This window comes from Longimicrobium sp., assembly GCF_036399255.1.
Taxonomy (GTDB): Bacteria; Gemmatimonadota; Gemmatimonadetes; order Longimicrobiales; family Longimicrobiaceae; genus Longimicrobium.
The window spans coordinates 1-21,385 of the sequence record NZ_DASWNM010000045.1 but is presented as its reverse complement, the minus strand read 5'-3'; the positions used below and the strand labels follow the sequence as shown (position 1 = coordinate 21,385).

At 69.1% G+C, this 21,385-nt stretch carries 20 protein-coding genes; 18 read left to right on the top strand and 2 right to left on the bottom strand.

All coding sequences use genetic code 11. From position 1 onward, the window contains the following. Positions 1-874: 874 nt before the first annotated feature. Entirely contained in the window at positions 875-3,469 is a 2,595-nt protein-coding gene (locus tag VGC13_RS07485; protein ID WP_331124609.1) for a BTAD domain-containing putative transcriptional regulator, read from the top strand. Here the strand turns inward: VGC13_RS07485 and VGC13_RS07480 are convergent. After that, on the bottom strand, positions 3,396-4,664 hold the full coding sequence (locus tag VGC13_RS07480) for a hypothetical protein (protein WP_331124608.1): 1,269 nt from the start codon (positions 4,662-4,664) through the stop codon (positions 3,396-3,398). The two genes, VGC13_RS07485 and VGC13_RS07480, sit on opposite strands and share 74 nt — an antisense overlap. A gap of 921 nt (positions 4,665-5,585) precedes the next feature. Between VGC13_RS07480 and VGC13_RS07475 the strand changes: the two genes are divergently transcribed. Continuing rightward, entirely contained in the window at positions 5,586-6,050 is a 465-nt protein-coding gene (locus VGC13_RS07475; RefSeq protein WP_331124607.1) for a hypothetical protein, read from the top strand. Positions 6,051-6,179: 129 nt separating this feature from the next. Here the strand turns inward: VGC13_RS07475 and VGC13_RS07470 are convergent, their stop codons facing one another. Further along, on the bottom strand, positions 6,180-7,082 hold the full coding sequence (locus VGC13_RS07470) for a LysR family transcriptional regulator (RefSeq protein WP_331124606.1): 903 nt from the start codon (positions 7,080-7,082) through the stop codon (positions 6,180-6,182). A gap of 144 nt (positions 7,083-7,226) precedes the next feature. On the opposite strand from VGC13_RS07470, the gene VGC13_RS07465 reads away from it, so the two are divergent. The 16 genes from VGC13_RS07465 to VGC13_RS07395 all read left to right on the top strand — a co-directional run bounded on the left by VGC13_RS07465 (position 7,227) and on the right by VGC13_RS07395 (position 21,165). Beyond that, positions 7,227-7,973, top strand: a complete 747-nt coding sequence (locus VGC13_RS07465) for an SDR family oxidoreductase (protein ID WP_331124605.1) — start codon at positions 7,227-7,229, stop codon at positions 7,971-7,973. 1,307 nt (positions 7,974-9,280) lie between these two features. Beyond that, positions 9,281-9,892 (top strand): YdcF family protein, encoded by a 612-nt coding sequence (locus VGC13_RS07460; protein WP_331124604.1) that lies wholly within the window; start codon positions 9,281-9,283, stop codon positions 9,890-9,892. 158 nt (positions 9,893-10,050) lie between these two features. Continuing rightward, positions 10,051-10,821, top strand: a complete 771-nt coding sequence (locus tag VGC13_RS07455; RefSeq protein ID WP_331124603.1) for a carboxypeptidase-like regulatory domain-containing protein — start codon at positions 10,051-10,053, stop codon at positions 10,819-10,821. A 37-nt stretch (positions 10,822-10,858) separates the two neighbouring features. Next, positions 10,859-11,311, top strand: a complete 453-nt coding sequence (locus tag VGC13_RS07450; protein WP_331124602.1) for a DUF1569 domain-containing protein — start codon at positions 10,859-10,861, stop codon at positions 11,309-11,311. A gap of 50 nt (positions 11,312-11,361) precedes the next feature. Next, complete coding sequence (locus tag VGC13_RS07445; protein WP_331124601.1) at positions 11,362-12,234, top strand: hypothetical protein; 873 nt, start codon at positions 11,362-11,364, stop codon at positions 12,232-12,234. Between the two features lie 123 nt (positions 12,235-12,357). Beyond that, positions 12,358-12,735 carry a VOC family protein gene (locus VGC13_RS07440; RefSeq protein WP_331124600.1) on the top strand — a complete coding sequence of 126 codons (378 nt, stop codon included), beginning with the start codon at positions 12,358-12,360 and terminating at the stop codon, positions 12,733-12,735. 654 nt (positions 12,736-13,389) lie between these two features. Next, a complete protein-coding gene (locus VGC13_RS07435; RefSeq protein WP_331124599.1) occupies positions 13,390-14,229 on the top strand; it encodes a class I SAM-dependent methyltransferase in 840 nt (279 codons plus the stop codon). A gap of 10 nt (positions 14,230-14,239) precedes the next feature. After that, the gene (locus VGC13_RS07430; RefSeq protein ID WP_331124598.1) at positions 14,240-14,554 is read left to right on the top strand and encodes a thioredoxin family protein; all 315 of its coding nucleotides are present in this window, start codon (positions 14,240-14,242) and stop codon (positions 14,552-14,554) included. Positions 14,555-15,008: 454 nt separating this feature from the next. Further along, positions 15,009-15,503, top strand: coding sequence for a response regulator transcription factor (locus tag VGC13_RS07425; protein ID WP_331124597.1), 495 nt, complete (start codon positions 15,009-15,011; stop codon positions 15,501-15,503). A 132-nt stretch (positions 15,504-15,635) separates the two neighbouring features. Then, positions 15,636-16,217, top strand: a complete 582-nt coding sequence (locus VGC13_RS07420; RefSeq protein ID WP_331124596.1) for a DUF4199 domain-containing protein — start codon at positions 15,636-15,638, stop codon at positions 16,215-16,217. A 392-nt stretch (positions 16,218-16,609) separates the two neighbouring features. After that, the gene (locus tag VGC13_RS07415; protein ID WP_331124595.1) at positions 16,610-16,981 is read left to right on the top strand and encodes a VOC family protein; all 372 of its coding nucleotides are present in this window, start codon (positions 16,610-16,612) and stop codon (positions 16,979-16,981) included. 43 nt (positions 16,982-17,024) lie between these two features. Then, a complete protein-coding gene (locus VGC13_RS33610; protein WP_414682982.1) occupies positions 17,025-18,236 on the top strand; it encodes a surface-adhesin E family protein in 1,212 nt (403 codons plus the stop codon). Positions 18,237-18,468: 232 nt separating this feature from the next. Further along, on the top strand, positions 18,469-18,849 hold the full coding sequence (locus VGC13_RS07410; protein WP_331124594.1) for a YciI family protein: 381 nt from the start codon (positions 18,469-18,471) through the stop codon (positions 18,847-18,849). 129 nt (positions 18,850-18,978) lie between these two features. Further along, positions 18,979-19,143: a hypothetical protein gene (locus tag VGC13_RS07405; protein ID WP_331124593.1), complete on the top strand. Its 165-nt coding sequence runs from the start codon at positions 18,979-18,981 to the stop codon at positions 19,141-19,143. A gap of 140 nt (positions 19,144-19,283) precedes the next feature. Further along, on the top strand, positions 19,284-19,850 hold the full coding sequence (locus tag VGC13_RS07400) for an alpha-ketoglutarate-dependent dioxygenase AlkB (RefSeq protein ID WP_331124592.1): 567 nt from the start codon (positions 19,284-19,286) through the stop codon (positions 19,848-19,850). A gap of 241 nt (positions 19,851-20,091) precedes the next feature. Further along, positions 20,092-21,165 carry a S41 family peptidase gene (locus VGC13_RS07395; protein WP_331124591.1) on the top strand — a complete coding sequence of 358 codons (1,074 nt, stop codon included), beginning with the start codon at positions 20,092-20,094 and terminating at the stop codon, positions 21,163-21,165. Positions 21,166-21,385: the final 220 nt, after the last annotated feature.

The following is a 21,385-nucleotide window of genomic DNA, read 5'->3' as shown; positions in this document are numbered from 1 at the left end:
AGGGAAATGGAGCGAAAGGAGCTTTCTCGACGACCACCGGTGCAAGTGGGTGAGCGCTTTCGACGGGCCTCGGCCACGTTCCGGGGCGCCATTGCTGGACGACACTTCGCTTTCCGGCGGTCCCGCCACGCGGAACGTCCCCACATTCGCAAGCCGATCCGCCCAAAAGCTTTACAAAATCATTACCCTGACGGCTGGCGCACCATGGGCTCCCTCACATGACAGGTGTTCTCCGGATGCGGTAGGAACCACAATGGCTCGCAACCGCGAAAGCGGGGTCGTGATTGCGACGGTGCAACCGTGACCGCTGGGAGACATCGGCGATTCCCGGGTTCGTTGATCGGCGGGGATGGGATCGCACTGTGCCTCATCGCCGACAAGAACCGCTCCGCCGTCATGCGCACGTCAAACGCCGCCGCCGGATCGGCTCCGCCCGTTCAGCGATCTTCAGCCGACGCGACGCTCATACCAGATCCTGAAAAAGAATGATCGTACAGAGGAGCAGAGTCAGACAGAGGAAACGAGATCATGCTTCCACTCGCTTTCTCTGTTTGACTCTGTTCCTCTGTACCCTGAAGGTGTTGTTTTTCCGGATCTGGTATCAGCCCGTGAGCGAGTGAACGCACCATCTGCCGCAGTACTCGCCGATCGGCACTCCGCCGCCGACGCGCTGGGCCACTCCGACGCGGCCACGCGCAGCATCCCGGCGACGAGCATCGCGTCCAGGCGCGTGCGCAGGTCGGCCCGGGTCGCCCGGGTGCGCGTCGCTACGCCCTTGCCGCGCTTGCGTTCGCCCGGAACGCGCGTTTAACATGGGACGCGGTATCCATTCCTGTTCCGGCCGGTTCTTCATGTACCCCGCCTGTCATCCTCCGTGATCCGCATCGAAATGCTGGGCGACCCGCTCCTGAGCGGACCCGGCGGGCCCATGCGCGGCCGGGCCACCTACAAGCGGCGCCTTGCCCTGCTCTCGGTGCTGGCCGCCGCGCGTGGACGGCCCGTCGGCCGCGAGCGGCTGATGGCGCTGCTCTGGTCCGAGCTCCCCGCCGACTCGGCCCGCCACTCCCTTTCCGAGGCGCTGTACGTGCTGCGCAAGGAGCTGGGCGACGGCGTGTTCGTGCTGCTGGCGGGCGAGGTGGGGCTGAGCCCCGGGCACGCCTGGACGGACGTGGACGAATTCGAGCGGGCGCTGGACGAGGGGCGCGCGGCAGAGGCCGCGCGGCTGTACCGCGGCCCGTTCATGTACGGATTCCACGTCTCCGACGCGCCGGAGTACGAGCGCTGGGTGGACGGCGAGCGCGACCGGCTGGCGCGGCTGTACGCGCGTGCCGTGCAGGGGCTGGCCGAGGCGGCGGAAGCGGCCGGAGAGCCGGTCGAGGCGGCGGAGTGGTGGCGCCAGCTGGCGGCGCACGATCCGTACAGCTCTCGCGTCGCCCTGCGCCTGGCCCGCGCGCTTCGCGCCGCGGGAGAGGGCGCCGCCGCGCTGCGCCACGTGAACGCGCACGCCGCCTTTTTGCGCGAGGAGCTGGGCGTGGCGCCCGACGCGGAGCTGCTGGAGTTCGCCGCGGCCGTGCGGGCCGAGGCGGTCCCCGCCCCGGTCCCGCCGCCGCCGCTCCCGCGGCACTCCGCCGCGGCGCCCGCTCCGGAGCCGCCGGGAGAAGCCGCTGATCCGGCCGGTCCGGCCGCGGGAGTCCCGGAGCGCGTTCCCCACGCCGGCTCCCCGCCTGGACACGAGGCTTCCGCGGCGCCCGTCCCGGCGCGCTCCAGCGGCGGCACCGGCCCGCCCGGCGCCGCCGCGCCCCCGTCCCCTCCGGCGCGCGGACGCCGGCGGGCGAGGGCGTACCCGTGGGCGGCGCTGCTGCTGGCGGTGGCGCTGCTCCTGGCGCTGCGCCCCCCGGCCGCGGCCCCGCCCCGCTACGATCCGCGGCGGGTGGCGGTGATGTACTTCGAGGACAACTCGCCCGCGGGCGAGCTGGGGTACCTGGCCCGCGGGCTCACCGAGATGCTCATCCACGAGCTGGGGCAGGTGGACGGGCTGGAGGTGGTGTCGCGGAACGGGGTAAAGCCGTACCGCGACGGCCGATTGCCGCTGGACAGCGTGGCGGCGCGGCTGCGCGTGGGGAGCATGGTGGAGGGGAGCGTTCAGCGCGCGGGCGACCGCGTGCAGGTTGCCGTGCACCTGGTGGACGCCAGCACGCTCGCCGAGCTGGAGAGCCGCGTCATCGTCCGTGACATGGGCGACGTGATCGCGCTGCAGGGGGCGCTGGCCCGGGAGGTGAGCCGGTCGCTGCGGCGCCGGCTGGGCCGCGAGGTGCGGCTGCGCGAGGCGGGGGCGGAGACCCGGAGTGCCGATGCGCTGCGGCTGGTGCTGCGTGCCGGGGAGGTGCGCGACGACGCCGCCGACGTGGCCCGCAGCCGCGACCCCGCCGACGCGGCCGGCGCCCGGGTGCTGCTGGCGCGCGCCGACTCGCTGCTGGCCGCGGCCCAGGCGGCGGACCCGCACTGGAGCCGGCCCGCGGTGCTGCGGGGGTGGGTGGCCATCGCCGCCGCGGAGATGCTCGACCAGCCTGCCCGGCCGGACCGGCTGCGCACGGCCGAGGCGCTGGCCAACCGCGTGCTCCAGCGCGACCCCGGCCGCCCCGAGGCGCTGGAGCTGCGGGGGGCGGCCCGCTGGAGCCTTGCCCTGCGGCGCACCGAGCCGGGCGCGGCCGACCGCGACCTGAAGGAGGCGGAGCGCGACCTGCGCGCGGCGGTGGCCGCCGATTCGTCGCGCGCGGAGGCCTGGGCGGTGCTCAGCAGCCTGCTCCTTGCCCGGGGCCGCTTTGCCGAGGCGGGCGTGGCGGCCCGCCACGCGCTGCGGGCCGACGCCTTTCTGGCCGACGCCGACCGTATGCTGCTGGGCCTGTTCTTCGGCGCGCTGCGGGGGGCCGACTACCGGCTGGCCGGCGAGGTGTGCGCGCAGGGGGCGGGGCTCTTTCCCGGGGACTGGCGCTTCGTGGAGTGCCGGCTGACGCTGCTGCGCGCGGATGCGTCCCGCGCGCCCGAAGCGGCGCTGGCCTGGCGGCTGGTGGCGGACCTGGAGCAGCTGGACCCGCCCGCCCGCGCCGCCGCGGACGGGCGTGCCTATGCCCCCATCTACCGCCGCATGGTCGCCGCGGCCGTCTCGGCGCGGGCGGGCGACACCGCGCGGGCACGGCTGGAGGTGCAGCGGGGCCGCACGGGCGCCGCGGCGTCCGGCGACCCCCAGTCGCCGGTGGCGCTGGCGTACGACGAGGCGTACGTCCTGGCGCTGCTGGGCGACCGTGCGGGGGCGCGGGCGCGCATCCGCGAGTACCTGGTGGCGCGCCCGGCCCTGCGCCCGATGGTGCTGCGCGTGCCCCTGCTGCGCGGCCTGGTCAGCGGGGATGCCGCCGCAGGAACTCCCGCAGGGTCAGGATCCGCGCCTGGTCCGGGTGCTCCGGCCCGGTGAACACCACGCCGGTGACGTCCGACACCGAGCGCGACACCTCCGGCCCCTCTTCCTGGGCCGGGACCCACATGCTGTCGGGCAGGTGCATGAAGGCGTAGATCTCCACGCCGCCCGCCGCCGCGGCGTCCGCCGCTTCGCCCCGCGGGCGGTTGTGCCACCACGCCTCGTAAAGCTCCCGGATCTCCCCCAGGGCCTGGCCGCCGTACACCCGTGCGTAGTACGGCATCAGCAGGTGCTCCACGGCCCCCGTGCTCCAGAACACCGCATCCGCCCGCGCCCCGATCCTGGCCGCCTCCGGCGCGCCGTCCGGGACCACGTCCACGCCCCGCACCGGCGCGCGGCCGGGGACCAGCGGCTGGGTAAAGGCGGGGATCACCACGGTCCCCGGCATCGGCGCCGGCTGCCGCAGCCGCCGCGCGACCCGGGCGTAGGGGTTCGCGAGGTCCGGCGGGCGCGTGGCGTCGTAGACGAACCAGGCGGACGCGCCGCGCAGCGAGCTGGACCACTCCGCCATCACCCGCAGCTCCAGGCACGACGGGGCGTATTCCCCCTCCCCGAGGCGATTGTCCTGCGCCAGCGGGAGCTGTGCCGGGGCCGGCGCGGCGGGGTTCGGCACGGCGAGCACGGGCGCCTGGAGGTCCGGGCGGTAGCGGGCGATGAAGGCGGCCAGCGTGGTGCGGGTGGGAGCGCCGCCGCCGGGGACGTACACCACCCCCAGGGTGTCGGCCAGCGTGGTGGCTCCGGGCTCCGCGGGGCGGGCGTAGTGCGTCAGCGCCACCACCTGCACCCCCTCCGTCTTTCCCGCCCACACCCCCATCAGCTGCGCCAGCGCCGGGGCCGCGCTTCCCGCCGCCAGCGCGGCGTAGCCGGGGAGCACGAACTTTTCCACGGCCGCCTCGCTCCAGAACACGGCGTCCGTTCCATCCACCAGCTCCACCGATCCGTGTTCCGTCTGCAGCAGGAGCGACGCCACCCTGCGGGCGGGGTCCTTCGTGAACGCGGGCACGTGCAGCGGCCGGTCGCCGGCCGGCCGGCCCACGCGTAGCTGCCCGGACAGGCCGTACTGGAACGAGAGGGGCTCGTCCACCATCCCCGAGGCCCAGTCGGCGATGCGCCTGAACGTGCCGCAGTCCAGCGCGGGCGCGGGGGTGGACGGGTGGGACGGGTGGGACGGGGAGGGATGGTGCTCGTTCATGACGGCTCGCAAGGAAAGGAGTGCGCGGGGCGCGGCGGACGTCGTGCCCCGCGCAAAGGTGGCGGGCAGCGCATCATACTCCTGTCCACTCGCGCTTCAATGCCGCCGCTGGAGCTCCCCATATCGGCCCTTACCGGCGGCTCCCCGGCGCCCTGGACGAGGCGCGCGCCCCATCCGCGTAAAATAGGCCGACACGTGTGGGGAGGGAGGGCCGACGCCGGACTGTCCTCCCCTCGCTTCGTGCCTTCGTCCCGCGCCCGTCCGTGGATCGCCCGCGCGAGGCGACATCCACGGACCGGCGCGCAGCCGCCCCGGCTCGTCCCTCACCGCACCAGCCCGACACGCTGTCCGGCGCGCGGACGGAGGCGATTCGCGTCATAGCCGCGGCGATGATGCGCCCGCGGTGAGTCCATTGATGCCACGTGCCCAGATTGCCGGCGTGTGATGCGGCGGTCGCCGCGCACCGGGCGCCGTGGGTGCGCCCGTCCCCGGACTCACTCGATGAGGGCTGGCCGATGGCGGGAGACGACGGGTTCGTGATCGCGGGCGTGCCGCGGACGGGACAGGCCACCGTTCCGCGGGAAGACATCCGCACGCGCGTCCTTGCCGGCGCGGCGCCGGTCACCGACATCGGCAGCCCGGACTGCGGCCACGCGAGCTGGGCGGATGGCTCCGCCGGGATCCGGGGGCCTCCTTCTCCCGGCCGTATATCGTCCGGAGAAGTGCCGGGACACGCCCGGCGCCGCTCCATCCGGCCGCCGCCGGGCTTCGGCTCCCATCGGCCGGGATCTCGCGCCCGGGTCCCCGGAAAGGGCCCGGGAACAAGGACCTGCGCTCGGCCCTGGGCTGGGGGTGGGACAGGAACGAACTCCATCTCGACACACACATACGCGGCAGCGCCGCCTTTACGAGGAGAACACCATGAGCACGCAAGGCTTCTTTTTCGACGTGTACAACAACACCGGCCGCACGATCAACGTGCAGATCCCCGGCAACATCGATCTCGTCGGTGCGCAGGGGAATTACACGCTCAATCCCGGTACGTGGGCGAGTGCGCAGGACAGCAACGCGCCTCTTCCCCTGCAGCTCAACGGCGGCGACACGGGCAGCCTGATCGTCCAGCTCCAGCTCCAGGGTACCACCGCCTCGACGACCTTCACCCTGGAGTTCGATGGGACGAAGCTGACGAACTTCCCCGGCATGGCGTTCTACGGCAGCGCGGGTGACATCGCGAACCCGCTGCTGACCGATGCGGCTGCCGGCGGGTACGTCTTTCCCCTCCTGTACATGAACCAGCAGTACAACGGAAATCCGCTGGCGGTGCTGATGCTGGTGGAAACGGTGGGCGCGTCGCCGTACGTCGCCACGCCCTACGGCGTCAGCTGAAAAGCACCGCGCGCGGGACGCGGCGATGGAAACGAGGACGCGGAGGGGCAGCCCCCCTTCGCGTCCCTCGCCCTTTACGTTCGCATCCTCCGCCTGATCCCATGTCTCCGTCACTGCCGGCGCTCGGCCTCAGCGCGCCTGCCGCAGCTGGAGCAGGTAGTCGATGAGCGCGCGGAGGGCGGGGGAGGCCTGCCGCCGCTGGGGATAGTACAGGTAGTAGCCCGCGAACGGCGGGCAGTATTCCTCCAGCACGGCGATGACCTCGCCGCGGTCCAGGTACGGATGCACGCCGTCCGCCATCCCGATGGTCAGCCCCAGCCCCGCGGTGACGAGCCGCATCATCAGGGAGAAGTCGTTGGCGATGGCGCGGGCCGGGACCGCGACGGAGAAGTCGCCGCCGCCGGGCTCGGTGAACTCCCAGCGGTAGGGCGGGGCATCCGGACCCGGCCGCCAGTTGATGCACGCGTTCTCCGCCAGGTCGCGGGGGTGCTCCGGCCGCGGGTGCCGCGCGAAGTACGCCGGCGATCCCACCACCACCAGCCGCTGCGGGCCGGACGCGGGGACGGCGATCATGTCCTGCTCGATGACTTCGCCCAGCCGGATTCCCGCATCGTAGCCTGCCGCCACGATGTCGCTTACGTCCTCGTCGACGATGATGTCGAGCTGGACGTCGGGGTGCGCCTCGAGGAACCCGGCGAGCACGGCCCCCCGCAGGAACCCCTCCGCTCCGCTGCTGATGTTCAGCCGGATCGTCCCCCGGGGCGCATCCGCCAACTCGCCCACCGCCTCGGCGGCGGTCCGCAGCGTGTCCAGCGCCTGGCGTGACGCGGCGTAGAACGTTTCTCCCGCCTCGGTAAGCCGCACGCTGCGCGTGGTCCGCAGCAGGAGCGTGACGCCCAGACGCTGCTCCAGCTGCCGCAGCGTCTTGCTCAGCGCCGTGCCGCTGACCCCCAGCTGCCGTCCGGCGGCGCGAAATCCCCCCGCCTCCACCACCGCGACGAACTCCGGGACGCCGTCCGTCACATCTGCCATTGTCAACCCACAGGCATCAGGGTGCGAACCACTGTCCGATTTATCAGATGCAATCTCTTGCCTAGCTTCATCCTCCGAAAGGGTGGCCGCGGTGGCCGCACGCGGTTCTGATCGACGGACGCATCACGAGAACGAGAGATCATCATGAGCAACAGCATCGAAGGAAAGGTCGTCGTGATCACGGGCGCCAGCAGCGGGATGGGAGAGGCGGCTGCCCGGCACCTTTCCGCGGTCGGCGCCGCCGTGGTGCTGGGCGCGCGCCGGATCGAGCGACTGCGGGCGCTGGTGGAGGAGATCACGGCCGCTGGAGGAAAGGCGCTCGCCGTGGAGACCGACGTCACCGACCGCGGACAGGTACAGCGCCTGGTGGACGCGGCAGTCGAGCGCTACGGCCGGATCGACGTGCTGATCAACAACGCCGGCATCATGCCGCTCTCGCCCCTGGAGCGCCTGAAGGTGGACGAATGGGACCGGATGATCGACGTCAACCTCAAGGGCGTGCTGTACGGCATCGCCGCGGCGCTCCCTCACATGAAGGAGCAGAAGTCGGGGCACATCATCAACCTCTCGTCGGTGGCGGGCCACAAGCTCTTTGGCGGTTCTGCCGTCTACTCGGCGACCAAGTTCGGCGTGCGGGCTCTGTCCGAGGGACTGCGGCAGGAAGTGAAGGCCTACAACATCCGCACGACGATCATCTCGCCCGGAGCGGTCAAGACGGAGCTTCTGGACCACATCAGCGAGACGGACATCCAGAAGGCGAACCAGGACTACGTCGGACAGGTCGGGGTTCCGGCCGACTCTTTTGCGCGGATCGTCGCCTTCGCGGTCAGCCAGCCGGAAGAGCTGGACATCAACGAGATCCTGTTCCGCCCCACGAGCCAGGAACTGTAGGAAAGCGTGTTGAAGTTTCCGGGTTCCTGACGCAAGCGCTTTGGTTTCCTGAGAGCGTGTTTGAGAATCGGACGCTGCGCATCCAGGCAGATCCACCAGCGCTGTCATTCCGAGGCCCGGCCACGCCGTAGCCTGCTTTCACACCAGAGGTTGCAGGGCCGAGGAATCTACTCTCGGATTGCTGGAGGTCAGACGCGGCAGCCCGTACTTACCTTGCGGCTACGACACGGGCGGACAGGGCCAGTGCCGGAGCGGTGCGGCGGGGCACCAGCAGCAGACAGTAGATTTCTCAGTCGGCGCGCAGGATTTCGTGCGAGCCGATGGTGCGGTGTGGCGCCTCCTTCGAAATGACAGACGGGCGCGAGCGCAGGGATTCTTGAACACACTCTGAGAGCGTGCTCAAGAATGCACCTGGAGCTTTGTCTTCCCGAGAGGGTGTTGCTGGACCTCGCCCCGTGATTGGCTTCCTGAGAGGTTGTTGCCAAACCTCCCAGCGCGATTGACTTCCTGAGGGAGGCGCCGCGCCGTAACACGCTTGTACACTGCACCATGGCGCCGACCGAAGGACCTCGCAGGCAGAACGACGGGGCTGGTTCCGCGGCATGGAGCCGGCCCCGCCTCGCCGGAGAGCAGGTCCTTCGGTCGCGCGCAGGCGGTTGTGTGGAATCGGGTCACACGTGGTGCGCTCCCTCAGGAAGTCATCGCTTCTTTGTGAGTTCGGGGGTTTGGCAACACCCTCTCGGGAAGTCACCGCTTCGTTGCGAGCTTGAGGGTTTGGCAACACCCTCGAGGTTCCGGGGGGTGCGCTCCCTAGGAGGGTGTTGCTGAACCTCGTCCGGGACTGACTTCCTGAGGGAGGCGCCGCTCCTTGATCTGCGGGTACGAAAAAGCCATGGCGCCGACTGAAGGACCTCGCTGGCACAACCGGGGGGCTGGTCCCGCGGCATGATGCCGGCCCCGCCTCGCCGGAGAGCAGGTCCTTCGGTCGCGCGCAGGCGGTGGTGTGGAATCGGGTTACGCGTGGTGCGCTCCCTCAGGAAGTCATCGCTTCTTTGTGAGGATGGGGTTTGGCAACACCCTCTCGGGAAGTCACCGTTTCGTTGCGAGCTTAAGGGGCTTGGCAACACCCTCTCCGGAAGTCATCGCTTCGTTGTGAGCTTGAGGGTTGGCAAACACCCTCTCAGGACGTCGACGCGCTTCGATCGACATCTGGTCGTTGAACCCACCCCGGGAGCCATGGCGGGTCATTTGCGGCTTCGTTTCGTCGCTGCAGAGGATCCCGGTATCCAGCCAGGTGGTGAGATCGCATGAAGCGGCGGCGCCCCACGCGGAGAACCATCAGGCGAATGCTGTGGGGTGGATTGGGCGCGGTCCTCCTGTGGATCGCCATCCTGGCGTGGCGGATCGCGGCCTATGGCAGCCGGCACGATCCCGCGCCCGCCGACGTGGCGATCGTGCTGGGGGCGGCGGTCTGGGGCACGGAGCCCTCGCCCGTCTTTGCGGCGCGGATCGACCACGCCATCGCACTGTACGACCAGCGCCGCGTCCGGCGCATCCTGTTCACGGGCGGCGTGGGCACGGGCAAACGCGACTCGGAGGCGCAGGTCGCCCGCCGCTATGCCATCCGCGCCGGCGTTCCGGACCACCGGATCTCGGTGGAAACACGCTCCACCATCACCTACGAGAATCTGCGCGAAGCCCGGGCGCTCCTGGCCCCGGAGGGGGCGCTGCGCGTGCTGATCGTCAGCGACCCGCTCCACATGCGCCGGGCGGTCACCATGGCGCGCGACCTGGGCCTGGATGCGCATCCCGCTCCCACGCCCACCAGCCGGTACCGCACCTGGCGAAGCAAGGCGGGCTTCCTGGGCCGCGAGGTTTACTTCTACGCCCTCTACCTCCTCCAGCGCCCGTTCGCGTGACCGTGAAAGGTCTTCCGCGCCCCGGCGTCGAGAGCGGCGGGCTTTCGCGCAGCAACGGGCTTGTGCGCGGGCGGGTGCGCCCCGCATGTTCCGGAGCGAGGCTGAGCGCGGCTGCGCGCCGCTCGTCAGGCACTCGTCCTCCCCGGGAAAACGTTTCCATGCCCGCGCTGATCATCCCCCGCAATCACGGTCCCGACCTCCGGAAGCCGGCGGCGTGGCCGAGATGGATTCGGGCCGCGGCTGCCGCGCTGGCCATCCTGCTCATCCCCGTTCCCACGCCGGCGGCCGGGCAGGTGATCCGGGGACGGGTGGTCGACGCCGAGTCCGGCGCGGCGATCCCGCTGGCGCGCGTGGTGGTGAGCGGCAGCGGCCAGCGGACCACCCGGATGTTCACCAACGCGGACGGCCGCTTCGCGTTCCCGCTGCGACGCGGCGGTGCGGTGCGCGTGCGGGTTACACGCGCGGGCTACGCGGAGACCCGCACCGGGGCGCTCCGGGTGGGCCCGCGGGATACCGTGGACGTGGACGTGCGGGTTTCCGCCGTCGCGCACCGGCTGGACCCGGTCACGGTGTCGGCTCGCCGCCGCCGTCTGAAGGCGGACGGCCGCTTCTACGAGACGGTGGACAGCGTCAACGCCCGCGCGCACGTGGTGGGGCAGTCGCGCAGCGTGCGCGCCCGCGGGAGCTTTCCCACCCCCGACCTCTGCTACCACCTTTCCGGCAACGCCGACCGCACGCAGTCCATCATCACGCTGACGGTGCAGGCGCGCGGTAAGCGCGAGCTCTGCGCCGGGGCGGGCGGAGGCTTCGTGTACGACGTGACGGTGAGCCGCCTTCCGCCCGGCGTGTATACGGTGCGCGTGCTCCACGCCTTTCAGGGTGACGGCCGGCCGGCCCAGGTGGAGCATACGACCGTCACCGTGCGATGACCGCGGATGACCGCTACGTCCGCAACAGGAGCCAGGCATGAAGAATCTGTTTGAACCCGCCGCGGCGGCGGAGGTAAAGGCGCGGCTGCTGAAGCTGCGGCCGGACAGCGCGCGCCTGTGGGGCACGATGAACGCGGCGCAGGCGGTGGCGCACGGCGCGATCGGGATGGAGGCGGCGGTCGGGGACACACGGCCCAAGCGGATGTTCATCGGGCGGATCATCGGCCCGGTGGTGAAGCGGCTGGCGATCGGAAACGATCAGCCGATCCGCCGGAACACGCCGACGTCGCCGGACCTCGTGGTGGCCGATGAGCGAGAGCTGGAATCCGAGCGCCAGCGCCTGGCCGGGCTGATCGACCGGTTTGCCGCCGCGGGTCCGGCCGGCTGCACCACGCATCCGCACAGCTTCTTTGGCCGGCTTGCCCCGCGGGAGTGGGCGGTGCTGATGTACAAGCACCTGGACCACCACCTGCGGCAGTTCGGGGCATAAGGCACCGAATCGATCCAGGCTGCGCCATACATCGACCCTCATATCAGTTCATGACTTCGGAGAGGCAGTTGGGGAACCCGCGCGCCGCGGCGCTGCCGTATCTGCTGGCACCCGTGCCGGCGCTGGTGGTGGGCGTGCTCATCATGCGGATGTCGGACGTACCGGCCGTCGTGTGGGGACAGAACCTCGCCGCGTGGGCGGTGGGCGCGCTTCTGTGCCTGGGGTTTGCACGGCCCCGGGCCTCGACTTCGCGAGGGACGGGGTTGGCCGTGGTGGCGGTGCTCACGGTGGCGGCACTGGCCGCGACACTGCTGGCCCCCGGGGTAGACGGGGTTCATCGGTGGCTGCCGCTGGGCCCCGTGCGCCTTCATACCGCCGCGGTCCTCCTTCCGCTGCTGCTGGTTGCGCTGCAGGGCCTGTCGCGGGCGCGGGGATGGTGGCTCTCCGCGCTGGTTGCGCTGGGGGTGGCGGCCGTCCTGCTTCTTCAGCCGGATGCCGCACAGGCCACGGCGTTCGCGGCGGCCGCGCTGGTTCTGCTGCTTCCCGGGGCCGGGCGAGACCCGCTGCGGCTGGCCGGCATGCTGGCGTTGCCCGTCTTGGCCGGCCTGTCCTGGCTGCGCAGGGATCCGCTCGCGCCGGTTCCCCACGTGGAGGAGATCGTCGGTCTGGCCGCCGGCCTGGGAGCGGGCTGGGCGGTGGCGGCGGTGGTGTCGCTGCTGGTGCTGCCTCTTCCGTTCCTTCTCGCCGCGCGCGGAGTGGCAAGGCAGGCGAGCCTCGCGCTGGGCGCGTACGTGGCGGTCACGGTGCTTGCCGCGTTCGTCGGGGTATTTCCGGTCCCGGTCATGGGCTATGGCGTCTCCCCGATCCTGGGATACTTCGCGGGCGCCGCCCTCCTGCTGCGCACCGCACCGCGGGGCGAGTGAAGTGCCTCGCGCCGTCCGCAGGTGATTGTACAAGCACCTGGATCACCATCGGCGGCGGATCGGGCTTGGCCACCGACCCGGCCGCCCGCCACCTGAAGCTGGACAACTCCACTCGCTCGGTCGATGAACCTCAATCAGGTGACGCTTCCCGCGCTCGACATGGCGGCTTCGGTGGCGTTCTATCGCGGGATGGGCTTCAGGCAGATCGTCGATGCGCCGCATTACGCGCGCTTCGAATGCCCGGAGGGTGGTGCGACGTTCTCGGTGCACAGGGTCGATGAAGCGCCCGTGAACCCGGGCGTCGTCATCTACTTTGAAAGCGATCGTCTGGACGCGCTCGTCGAGGAGCTTCAGCGCGAGGGCTTTGCGTTCGCCCAGCTGCCGCGCGACGAGCGATGGCTCTGGCGTGAGGCCCGGATCTGCGATCCGACGGGGAACACGATCTGCTTGTACCACGCCGGCGAGAACCGCAGGAACCCGCCCTGGCGCGTCTCCTCGTGAACGGCTTCGTTCGGCGTGCGCCGGCCACACTGCCTCCTCCTGTTCCTGATCCGCAAATGAACTGGCACTCCCGCACGCTGCTGCTGGCCGGACTGGTGGTCACCGTTTCGGGCTTGTGCCCGCAGGTGGGGTCCCTGCGATGGCCCTCTGGCCAACGCCGCCGCATACGATGATGCGCGGCTCGAGGGAGGGGTCTATCGCGGTCCCTCAGAGGGTGTTGCCAAACCTCCCAGCGTGATTGACTTCCTGATGGAGGCGCCACCCCCTAACTCGCTTGCACACTGCACCTTGGCGCCGACTGAAGGACCTCGCCAGCAGAACGACGGGGCTGGTCCCGTGCCCTGATCTAGCCCCTGCGCCACCGAGACGAGGTCCTTCGGTCGCGCGCAGGCGGTTGTGTGGAATCGGGTTACACGTGGTGCGCTCCCTCAGGAAGTCACCGCTTCGTTATGGATTTGAGGTTTAGCAACACCCTCTCAGGAAGTCATCGCTTCTTTGTGAGTTTGGGGGGGCAACACCCTCTCAGGGCCGACGTGGTGACGAACGTCGGCGGGTCTACTGGCGGCGGGGGCTGGAGATCGCGATCCTGACGCACACCGTCGTCCCCGCGCTTCTCCTCATCGCCGTCCCCGCGTTCCGTTGACCCCTCCGTCGATGCCGCCCCACCATCCCGAGCACCCGGAGCCGCGGCTGGATCCCGCGATCGCCGCGTACTACGCGCGGTCGCCCGAGGAGGACCGCCACACGCGCGGACTCAACCAGCTGGAGGCGTACCGCACCCGCCAGCTCATCGAGCGGCACGCACCGCCGGCGCCGGCGACGGTGCTGGACGTGGGGGGCGCCGCGGGGGCGTACGCGTTCTGGCTGGCCGAGCGCGGGTACACGGTGCACCTGCTGGATCCCGTTCCGCGCCTGATCGACGAGGCACGGAGCCGCGCCGCCTCCCTCGGCCGCCCGCTCGCCTCGTGCCAGGTCGGGGATGCGCGCGCGCTTCCGTATCCGGACAGGTGCGCCCAGGTCGTCCTGCTGCTGGGCCCCCTGTATCACCTGATCGATCCGGCGGACCGGGCCCGCGCCCTGGCCGAGGCGGCGCGGGTCCTGGCGCCCGGTGGAATCCTGTTCGCGGCCGCGATTACTCGCTGGGCGTACGCGCTGTACGGCCTGATGCGCGACCTGCTGCCCGATCCCGCGTTCCAGGAAATCGTGGATGCGTCCGTTCGCGACGGCGCGCACCGTCCGCGGCGGGAGGGGTTCTTTACGGACGCGTACTTTCACCGGCCGGAGGAGCTCGATGCCGAGCTGCGGAGCGCGGGGTTCGTCGTCGAGGGCTGCTACGGCCTGGAGGGGCCTTGCGGCATGCTTCCGGACTTCGACGCGCGGTGGAGCGATCCCGTGCGCAGGGCGGGGATGATCCACGTTGCGGAGATGGTGGAGTCCGAGCCATCCTTGCTGGGCATGAGCCCGCACATCCTTGCCGTCGCCCGCCGGGCGTGACGCGATCCGTGTGAACGCATCCGTGCCGCCGCCGCCGAACATGCACCTCGCCTACTTTCGCGCCCCGTGGTGCTCCGTCTGCCATGAGAAGGCTCCCGTAGCGGAGCAGATTGCGTCCGCCCTGGGGATGGACCTGTCGTGGTGGGACATGGAGGAGGATGCCGGGCGCGCCGAGGCGGAGCGCCGGCGCATCAAGACCGTGCCCACCCTCGCGCTCATCCACGGGGACCGCGTTCCGTTCCGGCTCGTCGGCCGCATGATCACGCCCGAGAACGTGCAGCACCTGCTCGCGCGGTTCTCTCCCCCTGCGGACCCTCGTCCGTAGCCGCTGATACCATCGGGGATAGACGAGCGTCCAGGGACGTGCCGCTCACCTGGGCCGGACCTGGCGGATGGTTTTCAAGATCGCGCATCAGGTGGTGCAGGCTCCCTGCTCCTGCGCGCTGCGGAAATCATCCGGCGATCCGCATCCTCCTCAAAAAAATTCTCATGGCCCCCTGCCGCACTTCGATCCCTCTTCCGTTCCCGACACCCCACGCCGGCTCGTGCCTCGTCGACCGGCGCGCCATGCCTCCGCTCACTGGATCGTGCTTCACATCGTGAGGGCAGAGGAAACGGCACGAGAAAATTCAGTTCAGTTGACTCTGTGTGAGTTCCCCACCTGCTGCGCAGACACTTGCTCACGGAACTTGGCCAGCAGTAGCGGCATCCGGCCCGCAGCTGCCGGCTATTCCCTATTCCCTATTCCCTGTCATGTGCGCAGTGACGATATTGGGCGCGTGAAAAAGACCATCCTTCTGTACGGCCTGCTGGGCGGCGTGCTGATCGCCGGCCTCAAGCTCATCGAGTACCGCTTCCTGGTCGTCGAGCACTCCCTCGAGATCTACGGCGGCATCGTCGCGCTGCTCTTTTCCGCGCTCGGCATCTGGCTTGGCCTCAAGCTCACGCGCACGAAGGAGACGGTCATCGTGCGCGAGGTGCCGGTAGAGGTGCGGGTGCCGGTGGAGGTGCGTGTGCCCGTCGAAGTGCCCGTCCGCGTGTCCGAGCCGTTCGTCGCGGACCCGGCGCGCGTGCGGGAACTGGGCATCACCCCGCGCGAGATGGAGATCCTGGAGGCGATCGCCGCGGGGCTCAGCACCAAGGAGATCGCCGCGAAATTGTTCGTCAGCGAGAACACGGTGAAGACGCACTCCAGCCGCCTGTTCGACAAGCTGAACGCCAAGCGCAGGACGCAGGCGGTGCAGATCGCCAAGGAGGCGGGTCTCATCGCCTGAACGGGTGATTTCAACGATTCCACGCCAGAATCATCCGTTCGGGTGACGCGGATCCGGGTCGCCGCGGCTACCGTCAGGGCACGGCGAACGGACGCCGCCTGTCCCCCCTCTGCATTTCAGGAGCAACGATCGATGAAGCGAACCGTCTGGACCTTCGGGCTGATCTCGGGCTGCATCCTGTCGGTGATGATGCTGCTGACGATCCCGTTCATGGATCGCATCGGCTTCGACCGCGGGATGGTCATCGGCTACACCACGATGGTCCTGGCCTTTCTGCTGGTCTACTTTGGCGTGCGCTCCTACCGCGACAACGTGGCGGGCGGCACGGTGGGCTTTGGCCGGGCGTTCACCGTGGGATCGCTCATCGTCCTCATCGCCTCCGCCTGCTACGTGGCCACCTGGCAGGTCATCTACCACAGGATCGCGCCCGACTTCCTGGCGAACATGCAGGCGCACATGGTGGAAAAGACGCGGGCAAGCGGCGCGAGCCCCGAGGCGGTCCAGCAGAAGATCGCCGAGATGCAGGCGTTCGCCGAGATGTACCAGAACCCTTTCATCAACGCCGCCATCACCTTCCTTGAGCCGCTGCCCGTGGGGCTGGTCTTCGCGCTGGTCACCGCCGGCGTCCTGAGCCGCGCGTGCCGCGGCGAGGCGACCGAGTCCAGCGGCGTGGTCGCGGCCGGGGCCGTGGCGAGCGGAAGCCTGGTCCGCTGAGCGTCAGAGTGTGTTTAAAGAATCCCTGCGCTCGCGCCCGTATGTCATTTCGAAGGAGGCGCCACACCGCACCATCGGCTCGCCCGAAATCCTGCGCGCCGACTGAGAAATCTACTGTCTGCTGCTGGTGCCCCGCCGCACCGCTCCGGCACTGACCCTGTCCGTCCGTGTCGTAGCCGCGAGTTCAGCACGGGCTACCGCGTCTGCCCTCCAGCAATCCGACAGGGGATTCCTCGGCCCTGCAACCTCTGGTGTGAAAGCAGGTTGCGGCGTGGCCGGGCCTCGGAATGACAGCGCTCGTAGATCTGCCTGGATGCGCAGCGTCGGAATCTTGAGCACGCTCTCAGGCGTCCACCTCACGAATCATCCATCGCAAACGGGAGAGAGAAGCCATGCAGCTCGGCGCGTTTTCCATCAGCCTTGCCGTCAAGGACCTCGCGGCGTCGCGGGCCTTCTACGAGAAGTTCGGGTTCACCGTCTTTGGCGGCGACGCGTCGCAGAACTGGCTGATCCTGAAGAACGGCGACCACGTGATCGGCCTGTTCCAGGGAATGTTCGACAGGAACATGCTGACCTTCAACCCCGGCTGGGACCAGAACGCGAAGCCCGTCGAAGGCTTTACCGACGTCCGCGAGCTGCAGCGCCGGCTCAGGGAGCAAGGTGTCGAGCTTGCGCCCGAGGCCGACGAAACCACGACGGGGCCCGCGTACTTCATGGCCGTGGACCCCGACGGAAACCCCATCCTGTTCGATCAGCACGTCTAATTCGTCACTCCTGGCACAGGACCATGCGCAGCGTCGCGCGTGCATGCCTGTTCCGCGTGGCGGCGTCCTCCCATCCCCTTTGTGCCTGACCCTCTCCTATGGAGCTCTCATGAAAATTCGTTCCATCCTTCTCCCAGTGATGTCGCTGTTCGCGCTGACTTCCGCCGCAGGACGGACGCATTCCAATGATCCGCATCGAGTCCCTGCAATACATACTACTCCACCGCAACTTTCCGAAAATCGTTCATGGTCAGCCAATGCGATACTGCAGCAGGCGATCGACACTGCGACCCGGATTGTCGTGGATACCACGTTCGTCGCCGTGCTACACGAGATGGAAGAGGCCGGCGAATATTCATGGCGCGCTGGGCGGGTTTCTGATTCGCTGCTGTACCGCTATCCACCAGATGCACGGGCGAAGCCGGTGAGCTGGTTATTAGCACGCCTGGTGTTGTATGGTCAATTCGACACGGCTCGGATCTCACTGAGAACCACAATCGAGATCAACGGCAAACCTTCTCCTTCTACGCGCGCGGCTACCTACCCTTGCAGCTACCGGCAGAGTGCGTGTCCAGCAACGAGAGGCACGACATTGAGACGCGACATAGTGGCGGAGTCGAGTCTCGTTCCACTCACAAACACACTCCTGCACGAGCGCATGCACGCATTTGGGCATGTCCATTGGAAAGGAAACAGGCCAACCGGCCTGTGTGAGGCCCCCTATGTCATGGGTGATCTCGCAGAGTTGATCCTGTTTTATCGGCAGGATGGCCGTGCCACGCGACCGCGGCAAACCCCCTGCCCGGCTCTTCAGCGCCGCCTCCGTAGCCGAGGCATTACGGGACTCGCGCCTTCCGGAGTTTTTTCCATTCAGCAACCGGACTCCGCGCACTGGGTTCTTGTGGACTACTACCGAGAACCATCGGAGAATGGAGTACGAGCTGCGTCATATGTGGATACCTCTCGGGTCACCCGGCTCCCATCGGGCGCGTACCACACATGGGTGCATCAGGTGTGGCGGAATGATCAACGCACAGCGGGGCGCAGATACCGCTCAATCTTGGAGGAGCGGGATGTAGAGTGTGGGCCCCGGCCGAGATTTCGTCGACTGGTGACGACGTACTCGCGCGGCGGGAGGGTAGTTGCTACGAGCCGGCCGCGGCAGCCAGAATTCATTGCGCCGAACGCATCCGAGGAACTGATTGCCGTGAGTCTGTGTGAAGTCTTGGCACGCGTGCCGCAAAAAGCGGAGTAGCTTACCGCTTCTCCGTTCAGGGTGCAGAGGTGACTGGGTCAGGGGCGAGTTCAACTTAGCTGCATGCGGACACGCACCCGGGCACCGGACAATGGATGCCGCCGGGGCCGTCACCGTTACCAGGACGTGTCGATTTCGGCGCGTCCCGTTCGACGCAGGGGTGGAGCGGGCATTCACGCGGCCAAGGAGATCGCGGGCCCGCTCCCGAACCACCAACCGGATGGAGAGACGGATGCGCTTCATGAACTTCGTCAGCTGCCCCGAGAACCTGGGCGCCCCGCCCCAGTCGTTCATCGACGCCATGAACCGCGCGGCCGAGGACGCCGCCCGCGCCGGGACCCTGCTGGACACGGGCGGCCTGGCCCCCGTCGCCAGGAGCACGCGTGTCCGGGTTTCCGGCGGAAAGCTGGCGGTGATCGACGGGCCGTATGCGGAGGGCAAGGAGGTCGTGGGCGGGTACGGCGTGGTGGAGGCCGCGTCGCGGGAAGAGGCGGTGGAGGGGGCGGTGTGGCTGATGAACATGCACCTGCAGCACTGGCCCGGCTGGGAAGGCGAGGTCGAGGTTCGCCAGATCCTGGATCCCCAGGACTCCGCTCCGCCCGCGCAGCCGTAGCCCAGCGCAGGACGCGCATCTTCCGTCGGCGAAGCCGGGCTCAGCGAAAGTGCTGACCCGGCGTCAGCCCTGGTACGTGAAGACGGGTAACATGGAAAACGTGAATCTTGCATACGTACGGAGATCCGCATGACCGGCCTGAATGATGTCCGCCCGCGTTGCGCAGAGGCGAACGCTGCAGGGATCAGCGGAATACAGCGGGGGCTCCAGGGGATGGATGAAGGAACCGGCGAAGATGCCGAGGATGCTTTTGCGTCCCTTGAACGTGAGTTCGGGATTTCGGAGCGGGTGTAGTGTTCCGCGTCAGAGTTGAATCCAGGCCAAGACCAATCATCGCCTGACGCCACTCCTCCGCGGCACACGCGATGCGCATCGTTTCGCGTCCGTGGAGGGTGGCGCGGCGCGACGGGAACGATGAGCGGGGTGGGGAAGGGATGCCGACGAAAAACGCGAAGGGCGCGGTGCCGCCGGAGGGATTCCGCTACCAGGCGGACGTCCTGCCGGCGGAGGAGGAGCGGGAGCTGGTGGAGCGCATCCCCGGGCTTCCGCTCAAGGAGTTCGAGTTCCACGGCTACGTGGGCAAGCGCCGCACGGTCTCGTACGGGTGGCACTACGACTTCGGCGAGCGCCGGCTGCAGGAGGCGGAGGAGATTCCCGGCTTCCTGCTGCCGGTGCGGGACCGCGCCGCCGCGTTCGCGGGGGTGGCGCCCGCGGACCTGCCGCACGTGCTGGTCACCGAGTACGGCCCCGGCGCCGCGATCGGCTGGCACAAGGACAAGGGCGTCTTTGGCGACGTCATCGGCATCTCGCTGCTCTCCCCGTGCGCCTTCCGGCTCCGGCGCAAGGACGGCACCAAGTGGGAGCGCTACTCGCTCACCGCGGAGCCCCGGTCCGCGTACCTGCTGCGCGGCCCCTCGCGCACGGAGTGGGAGCACAGCATTCCCGGCGTTGAATCTCTGCGCTACTCCATTACGTTCCGAACCCTGAAGGCGGGCCGCTGAGGGGAAAGGCGGGGGGGGGTACAGAGGGACAGAGAAAAGCCGGAGGAACAGAGGATGATCGGTCGTACTCTGTTCCTCTGGCTGTTTCTCTGCCCCTCTGTACTTTCCTTGTTGTTTTCCGGCGCGAAGATCTGAAGGACCAGCATCCCGACTACCGCCGCTGGCTCTACTGAATCCACCGCTCGATTTTGCTAGGCCGACGGCTGATCGGCATCGTTCTCCCCCCACCGCTTGTCCTTCGATGCACCGGACCTGCCGCTTCGTGCTCCACCTGTCGCTCGGGATCGCCGCGGCGGGGTGCGTGTCGTCCAGGGGCGACGCGGACGCCGCCACCCGGACGAAGGTGATCGAGGGCGTGCTGGCGCGGGTGCAGGCGTCGTACGTCTTTCCGGGAAAGGCCGCCGAGATGAGCCGCGCCGTGCGTGCGCGGCTCGCGCGGGGCGAGTACGACGGGCTCGCGCTGGACGAGGCGCTGGCGGATTCGCTCACCGCGCACCTGCGGGCGGTGAGCCGCGACAAGCACCTGCGGGTGGTCTTTCTCTCCGAGCCGGTACAGGAGGCGGCGCCCCAGGCCGAGCCCTCGGAAGAGGTGCTCCGGCGGATGCAGGAGGAACTGGGGGAGATCCGGTTCGGGATCGAGAACGTCGAGGTCCTGGACGGAAACGTGGGCCTGCTGGACCTGCGCGGCTTCGTCCCCGCGGACGTGCCGGGGGCGAAAGAGGCGGTGGCGGCGGCGATGGACTCGCTGTCGCGCACGGACGCCCTGATCATCGACCTGCGCCGCAACCAGGGCGGCGATCCGGGGATGGTGCAGCTTCTGGCGAGCTACCTGTTCGGCCCCCGGCCGGTCCAGCTGAGCTCCATCTACTGGCGGCGCGGAGACAGAACCGAGGAGTTCTGGACGTTCCGCGGCGTGCGGGGGGCGCGGTACGGCCCGGACCGGCCCGTGTACGTGCTTACGAGCAGCCGCACGTTCTCCGCGGCCGAGGCGTTCGCGTACGACCTGAAGCACCTGGACCGCGCCACCATCGTCGGGGAGACGACGGCGGGCGGCGCGCACCCGGGTGACCTGGAGTATGTCTCGAACTTTTTCGCGGTGCAGGTGCCCAGGGGGCGCGCCATCAACCCGGTCACCGGAACCAACTGGGAAGGCACGGGGGTGGTGCCCCACGTCGCGGCCGGTCCGGAGGCGGCGCTCCAGACCGCGCACGTGGCCGCGCTGCGGTCGGTCTTGGCGGCGACGCGGGGCAGGGAACGGCGTGCCGGGCTGGAGCGCCTGATCCAGCAGGCCGGCGCGGAGCAGCGGGGCCGATGAGGCCGCGCCCCGTCTGGCCAACGGTGTCAGTCTGAGAGGGTGTTGCCAAACCGCTCAGCGTGATTGATTTCCTGAGAGGGTGTTCAAGAATCCCTGCGCTCGCGCCGGTCTGTCATTTCGAAGGAGGCGCCACACCGCACCATCGGCTCGCACGAAATCCGGCGCGCCGACTGAGAAATCTACTGTCTGCTGCTGGTGCCCCGCCGCACCGCTCCGGCAC